General features: G+C 67.4%; 9 protein-coding genes. 5 read left to right on the top strand and 4 right to left on the bottom strand.

Features of this window, described 5'->3' with window-relative positions:
- From GJV64_RS09800 to GJV64_RS09785, 4 genes are all read left to right on the top strand, one after another.
- On the top strand, positions 1–203 hold a 203-nt coding region (locus GJV64_RS09800), incomplete at its 5' end, for an ABC-type transport auxiliary lipoprotein family protein (RefSeq protein WP_205599585.1).
- A gap of 73 nt (positions 204–276) precedes the next feature.
- The gene (locus GJV64_RS09795) at positions 277–1209 is read left to right on the top strand and encodes an alpha/beta hydrolase (RefSeq protein ID WP_164157062.1); all 933 of its coding nucleotides are present in this window, start codon (positions 277–279) and stop codon (positions 1207–1209) included.
- Positions 1209–1709 carry an RNA pyrophosphohydrolase gene (locus GJV64_RS09790; protein ID WP_164157061.1) on the top strand — a complete coding sequence of 167 codons (501 nt, stop codon included), beginning with the start codon at positions 1209–1211 and terminating at the stop codon, positions 1707–1709. Before GJV64_RS09795 ends, GJV64_RS09790 begins: the two co-directional genes overlap by 1 nt.
- 66 nt (positions 1710–1775) lie before the next feature.
- Positions 1776–2180, top strand: coding sequence for a GFA family protein (locus GJV64_RS09785; RefSeq protein WP_164157060.1), 405 nt, complete (start codon positions 1776–1778; stop codon positions 2178–2180).
- Here GJV64_RS09785 and GJV64_RS09780 read toward each other — a convergent pair.
- Positions 2177–2641, bottom strand: a complete 465-nt coding sequence (locus tag GJV64_RS09780) for an Lrp/AsnC family transcriptional regulator (protein ID WP_164157059.1) — start codon at positions 2639–2641, stop codon at positions 2177–2179. The two genes, GJV64_RS09785 and GJV64_RS09780, sit on opposite strands and share 4 nt — an antisense overlap.
- Before the next feature lie 110 nt (positions 2642–2751).
- Here GJV64_RS09780 and GJV64_RS09775 point away from each other — a divergent pair, with 110 nt between their 5' ends.
- Positions 2752–3585 carry a PhzF family phenazine biosynthesis protein gene (locus tag GJV64_RS09775; protein WP_164157058.1) on the top strand — a complete coding sequence of 278 codons (834 nt, stop codon included), beginning with the start codon at positions 2752–2754 and terminating at the stop codon, positions 3583–3585.
- A gap of 16 nt (positions 3586–3601) precedes the next feature.
- On the opposite strand, the gene thiS is transcribed toward GJV64_RS09775, so the two are convergent.
- The 3 genes from thiS to yidC all read right to left on the bottom strand — a co-directional run.
- Positions 3602–4582: a sulfur carrier protein ThiS gene (thiS, locus tag GJV64_RS09770; RefSeq protein ID WP_164157057.1), complete on the bottom strand. Its 981-nt coding sequence runs from the start codon at positions 4580–4582 to the stop codon at positions 3602–3604.
- Between the two features lie 4 nt (positions 4583–4586).
- A complete protein-coding gene (gene yihA, locus GJV64_RS09765; protein ID WP_164157056.1) occupies positions 4587–5237 on the bottom strand; it encodes a ribosome biogenesis GTP-binding protein YihA/YsxC in 651 nt (216 codons plus the stop codon).
- Positions 5234–6869: membrane protein insertase YidC (gene yidC, locus GJV64_RS09760; RefSeq protein ID WP_164157055.1), on the bottom strand; the 1636-nt coding region annotated here is incomplete at its 5' end. The genes yihA and yidC, both read right to left, overlap by 4 nt.

The following is a 6869-nucleotide window of genomic DNA, read 5'->3' as shown; positions in this document are numbered from 1 at the left end:
GGCTGGATGTACGCGCAGCGCCACTGGTGCGGGTGCGCTATGACGCCCAGCTGGCCGGGCCGCGCAGCGGCGGCAGCGTGGCGCTGAGAAGCTTTGTCGCCGAAGAGCCGGTGGCCAGCCAGCAGCCGGCGGCGGTGGCCGCCGCGCTCAACCGCGCGGCCAACCGCGTGGCCAGCGACGTGGCCAGCTGGGTGAAGGGCTGAGCCACCCAAAATGGCCGGTTGTCTGCCGGCATCGCCGGCCTACAACAAGGCAATTTCGCTGGGAGAAATCGCGATGCCGTACGTCCGCCCCGATGTTGCCAATGTGCTCGCCATGCTGGCCGCCCAGGGCGGTCCGCAACTGCATGAAGTGACCCCGGCAGAGGCCCGCGCCATGATGAGCGGGATGGGCCAGGCGACGGAAGCCCCGCGAGGGGAGCTGGCGCTGGTGCAGGACCTGACTGCCGGCACGGTACCGGTTCGGCTCTATCGCGCGGACACCGGCACGGCACCGGCGCCGGTGCTGGTCTATTTTCATGGCGGCGGCTGGGTGCTCGGCGATCTTGAGAGCCATGATCCGCTGTGTGCCGAAATCGCCCGCCTGTCGGGCATGACCGTGGTCTCGGTCGATTACCGCCTGGCGCCGGAAGCGGCCTTTCCGGCTGCTGCCGAGGACTGCATTGCCGCCACGCGCTGGGTGGCAACCTCCCCGGCCGCGATCGGCCATCAGGTGACCGGCATCGTGACCGCGGGGGACAGCGCCGGCGGCAACCTTGCCGCGCTGGTGTCGCGCGAACTGGTGGGCACGCTGCCGGTGCCAATCCTGGCGCAGTGGCTGATCTATCCGGCCACCGACATGACGGCCAGCGAAGGCTCAATGGTCGAGTTTGCCGAAGGCCATCTGCTCACCGCCGTCGGCATGAAATGGTTCGAGGCGGTGTATCTGAAGGGCAGCGATGCCGGCCCTCTGCACCCCTGGGCCAGCCCGCTGCACGCCGACACGCTGGACGGCATGCCGCCCAGCCTGGTGTTCACCTGCGGGCTGGACGTGCTGCGAGATCAGGGCCGTGCCTATGCCGGCCGCCTGATCGAGCATGGCGTGCGCACCATCTATCGCGAGGCGGCGGGCCAGATCCACGCCAGCCTCAGCATGCGGCAGGCCATCCCGTCCGCACAGGACGATCTGGTGGCCTGCATCGCCGATCTCAAGCATCTGCTGGCCGGCTGATGACACCAGCCTCCGCCATCCCGCGCGAGCACCCCTCCGGCCTGCCCTATCGACCCTGCGTGGGGGTGATGCTGGTCAATCCGGCTGGCCTGGTCTTCACCGGCCAGCGGCTCGACCAGATGGTGGAGGCCTGGCAGATGCCGCAGGGCGGCATCGACCCGGGCGAGGACCCGTACGAGACGGCGCTCAGGGAACTGTGGGAGGAAACCGGTGTCGATCCGGCGCTCACGGCCCTGCTCGGCGAAACGCCCGACTGGCATTATTACGACCTGCCCGATGAACTGATCGGCCGGATCTGGAAGGGGCGCTACGCCGGCCAGCGCCAGAAATGGTATGCGCTGCGCTTCCTGGGGACGGACGCAGACGTGAACATCGCCACTGCCCACCCCGAGTTCCGCCACTGGCGCTGGAGCCCGATCGATACGCTGGTCGAGATGGCCGCGCCGTTCAAGCGCGAGCTTTATGCCGACGTGATCGCGGTTCTGCGCCCGCATCTGTGATTGACGATTGTGGCGGCCAGGCCGGGGCGATAGCCTCCCGGCAGCAAATGGAGGAGGATGAGGGCCATGGCCGATCTTGAAGGGGGATGCCTGTGCGGGGCCGTTCGCTACACGACGAGCGCTGAGCCGGTGATGCAGGCCGTGTGCCACTGCCGGAACTGCCAGAAGCAGGCCGGCAGCGGCTGGTCGATGATCATGGGCGTGCCGGCCGCCGCGCTCAGCATCACCGGGGAGGTGAAGACCTACGAGGACCAGGGCGAATCCGGTGGCGCGGTGCGGCGCCAGTTCTGCTCCAACTGTGGCTCGCCGCTGTTCAGCCGTGTGTCCGCCGCGCCCGATCTGGTGTTCATCAAGGCCGGCACGCTGGATGATACCAGCCAGTTCACGCCGCAGATGCAGTTCTGGACCGACAGCAAGCAGCACTGGATCGAGTTGCCCGGTATCCCGGCCATGGCCCGCAACCCGGGCTAGCCGTCCGGATAGGGCGGCGCGCGCAGCGGAATCGTGGCCTTCTTGATCACCGCCGTGCTGGTGCGTGCGAGGACGTGCAGCGGATCCAGCACCCCATCAAGATCGCCGACATCGCGCAGCACCACGCGGGCGATGAAGCAATCGTCCCCCGTAACGGCGTCGCACTGGACGATCTGCGGCATCTCCCTCAGGGCGCGCTCCACCTCGCGCAGCCTTCCCGGCAGCGGCTCGATGCGGACAATGGCCTCCAGGCCATAGCCCAGCGCCGCCCACGAGACTTGCGCGGTATAGCCGAGGATAACGCCGGCCTCTTCCAGTTGGCGGATGCGCTCACGCACGGCGGGAGCGGACAGCCCGGCCTGCTCTGCCAGGGTGCGCAGGCTCGTTCGGGAATCGGCCATCAGCGCATCGAGAATCAGGCGATTCGCGGCATCCAGCGAAACTTTCCGAACGGAGGTCATTTCGACTTTATCTTTCGATCTGAGAATTGATTATATCATTATGCCTAACATATCAACGGTACAACGGCCGATCATGCCGCTATACTTTGTGTGCAGATGGAGACCTCGACATGCACATTCAACGCATATCCGCATTCACCAGCAACGGCGCGGGCGGCAATCCGGCCGGCGTGGTGCTGACCGACCAACTGCCCGCGCCCGCCGTCATGCAACGGATCGCGGCCGAGGTCGGCTATTCGGAAACCGCCTTCGCCGCCCCCATGCCCGATGGCGGCTGGCGCGTCCGCTATTTCGCGCCCGACATGGAGGTGCCTTTCTGCGGCCATGCCACCGTTGCGCTGGGCGCTGCGCTGGGCGCCGCACATGGGGCGGGCCGCTATGCGCTGCTGATCAACGACGGAGCGATCGCGGTCACCGCCGAGCCATCGGCGGCGGGCTGGTCCTGCACGCTGCAATCAAGGCCAACCCGCAGCACGCCGGTTGACAGTGCCATGCTGGCCGACGCGCTGGCGCTATTTGGCCACACCGCGGCCGACCTGGACCCGCAGATTGCGCCGCGGCTGGCCCATGCCGGCTCGCTGCATCTGGTCATCGCACTGCGCAGCCGCGCCGCCCTGTCTCGACTGTCCTATGAACTCGCCGCCGGAAAGCGCTTCATGCTGGCGCATGGGTTGGTGACGGTGATGTTCATCCATTGCACCGATGATCAGCGCTTCGATGTCCGCAATGCCTTCGCCTCCGGCGGCGTGCTGGAGGACCCAGCCACCGGCGCCGCCGCTGCCGCCCTGGCCGGCATGCTGCGCGATATCGGCTGGCCGCATGGCAGCCGCATCAGCATCCGTCAGGGGGAGGACATGGACAGCCCATCGGAGCTTGAGGTGCTGCTGACCGACGAAGCCGGCGCCCCGGTGCAGGTGCGCGGCGATACGCGGGCGATCGGCTGACGAAAGGCCGCCGCCTTCAGATCAGCCCCGCCAGCGGGCTCGACGGGTCGGCATAGCGGCGCTTGCCCATCCGGCCGGCGCGATAGGCGAGACGGCCGCTCTCCACCGCCAGCTTCATGGCGCGGGCCATCAGGATCGGGTCCTTCGCTTCGGCAATGGCGGTGTTCATCAGCACGCCGTCGCAGCCCAGTTCCATGGCGACGGCGGCATCAGACGCCGTGCCCACCCCGGCATCGACCAGCACCGGCACCTTGGCATTCTCAATGATCAACCGCAGCGTCACCGGGTTCTGGATGCCCAGGCCGGAGCCGATCAGGCTGCCCAGCGGCATGATCGCGGCCGCGCCCAGATCCTCCAGCTTCTTCGCGGCGATGGGATCATCGGCGCAATAGACCATCACGTCGAAGCCGTCCTTCACGAGGATCTCGGTCGCCCGCAGCGTCTCGGCCATGTCGGGATAGAGGGTGCGCGCCTCGCCCAGCACCTCCAGCTTGACGAGATTCCAGCCGCCCGCCTCGCGCGCCAGCCGCAGGGTGCGGATGGCATCTTCGGCGGTGAAGCAACCGGCGGTGTTGGGCAGATAGGTGAAACGCTTCGGATCGAGGAAATCGGTCAGCATCGGCTGGCTGCGATCGGTCACGTTCACGCGGCGCACCGCCACCGTCACGATCTCGGCGCCGCTGGCTTCGGCGGCGGCGGCGTTCTGGGCATAATCCCTGTACTTGCCGGTGCCGACAATCAGCCGGCTGGTGAAGCGCCGGCCGGCGACTTCCCACGTATCGTCATCCTGCCCCCCACCAACGAAGTGCACGATCTCCAGCCGGTCGCCCTCTGTCAGAACCACCTTTGCGAAGGTGGAGCGCGGCACGATTTCGAGGTTGCGCTCCACCGCCACCTTCTCTGCGGGCAGGTCGAGGCTGGCGAGCAGGCCCGCAATTGTCGTGCCGGCCGCCACGTGGCGGGGATCGCCGTTCAGGAGGATGGAAAGCGTGCTCATCGTGTCACTCACCCAGCGCCGCGGCCAGCACGGCGGCGCGCAAGTTCGGAATGCCCTCGCCCTTGTCGGCGCTGGTGGCGATCACGTGCGGATAGGCGGCGGGGTGGGCGCGGCTGGAGCGCAGCACCTCTTCGGTGATCGCGGCAAGCTGTGTCGGCTTGATCTTGTCGCCCTTGGTCAGCACGATCTGGAAGCTCACCGCCGCCTTGTCGAGCATGGCCATCACCTCGCGGTCCACCGGCTTGATGCCGTGGCGGCAATCGATCAGCACCAGCACGCGCTTCAGCACGGCGCGGCCCTTCAGATAATCGAACACCAGCTGCTTCCAGCGCGCCACCACGTCTTTCGGCGCCTCGGCAAAACCATAGCCCGGCATGTCGATCAGCCGGAAGGCCGGCGGCTCGCCGACGTTGAACACGTTCAATTCCTGCGTGCGCCCCGGCGTCACCGAGGTGCGCGCCAGGCCATGCCGGCCGGTGAGCGCGTTCAGCAGCGAGGACTTGCCGACATTGGAGCGGCCGGCAAAGGCGATCTCCGGAACGTCGGGCGCGGGCAGGAACTTCAGCTCCGGCGCCGACAGCAGGAACTCGACCGGCCCCGCAAAGCGCTTGCGGGCCCGTTCGATCAGATCATCGGAGGTCTCGGCCTCACTCACTTGCGGCGGCGTCCTGTCGGCCGGGGTGAAGTGGGGCGCGGCGAAGTGGGCGCCGGTGGCTTCGGGGCGGCCTTGACCGCCACCGGCTTCACGTCGATCACCGCTGGCGCTGTGGCCGGCACCGGATATTTGCGGTTCATGTAGAGCTGCTGGAAGATCGAGACGACGTTGTTCACCGTCCAGTAGAGCTGCAGGCCGGCGGCGAACGGCGCCATGAAGAACATGAACAGCCACGGCATGATGGCGAACACCTGCTGCTGCACCGGATCCAGCGCCGCCGGGTTCAACTTCTGCTGCAGCCACATGGTGACGCCCAGGAGGATCGGCAGCACGCCCAGCGCGATGAAGGCCGGCGGCTGCCAGGCGATCAGGCCGAACAGATTGAGCGGCGTCAACGGATCGGGCGCCGACAGGTCGGTCAGCCACAGCACGAACGGCTGGTGGCGCATCTCGATGGAAATCAGCAGCGTCTTGTAGAGGGCGTAGAAGATCGGGATCTGCAGCAGGATCGGCAGGCAGCCGGCCAGCGGGTTGACCTTCTCGGTCTTGTAGATGGCCATCATCTCCTGCTGGGCGCGCGGTTTGTCGTCCTTGTACTTCTCCTGGATGGCCTTCATGCGCGGGCCGATCAGCCGCATCTTGGCCATCGATTCATACTGCTTGTTGGCGATCGGGAACATCAGCGCCCGGACGATCAGCGTGAGGCAGATGATGGCGACGCCGAAGTTGCCTGTGAAGTTGAACAGCCAGTCGAGCAGGGTGAAGATCGGCTTGGCGATCACCTCGAACCAGCCCCAGCTCACTGCCTTGTCGAGGCGGGGGATGCCGGCCTCGGTGTAACGATCGAGCAGGTCCACCTCCTTGGCGCCCGCGAACAGCCGCGCGGTGGTGGCGATGCGTCCGCCGGCCGGCACGGTCATGCTGCCCGCCAGCCAATCCGCCTGATACTGGCCGCTGGCATGCTGGAAGCTGGCCGCAATGCGGGCCTTCTGATCGGGCACGCTGGCCGCCAGCCAGTATTTCTCGGTGAGGCCCAGCCAGCCGCCGGTGGAATAGAAGCGCTGCGGGCCTTCATCGCGCAGCTTTTCGAACTCCAGGTCACTGTCCTTCAACGTGCCGTCCAGCACCGCGATCGGCCCGACATGGACATTGACCTCGGCTGCCGGCGCCTCGCCCTTGCGCGACACCAGCCCGAACGGCTGCAGGCTGACCGCCTGCGCCGTGGGGTTGTCGATGCGCTGCTCGACGCTGAACAGGAAATCCTTGTCGACGCTGATCACCTGGCGGAACACCAATCCCTGCGGGCTCGTCCAGCTGAGGGTGACCGGCGTGGCGGGGGTCAGCACGGGTCGATCGGCGGTCCAGCGCGCGCCCACCGGCGGTGCGCCCGGGCCCACCCAGCCGAACTGCGCGAACTGGGCGCCCGGCGTGCCACTGCGGGCAAACAGCCGCACCGGCGGCGATGTCTTGTCCTGCGTCTGGCGATAGGAGGGCAGCACCAGATCATCAAAGCGGGCGCCATCAAGGTTGATGCTGCCCTTGATGCGCGGCGTATCGATGGCGATGCGCGGCGACGGGCCGGTGGGGGCGGCACTGGCAGCGGGGGCAGCAGGCGTGGCGGTCGGCGCACTG

It is taken from the genome of Sandarakinorhabdus rubra (assembly GCF_010994245.1).
Classification (GTDB): domain Bacteria; phylum Pseudomonadota; class Alphaproteobacteria; order Sphingomonadales; family Sphingomonadaceae; genus Sandarakinorhabdus; species Sandarakinorhabdus rubra.
The sequence above is the reverse complement of the archived record's forward strand: the minus strand, read 5'-3'. Positions and strand labels throughout refer to the sequence as shown.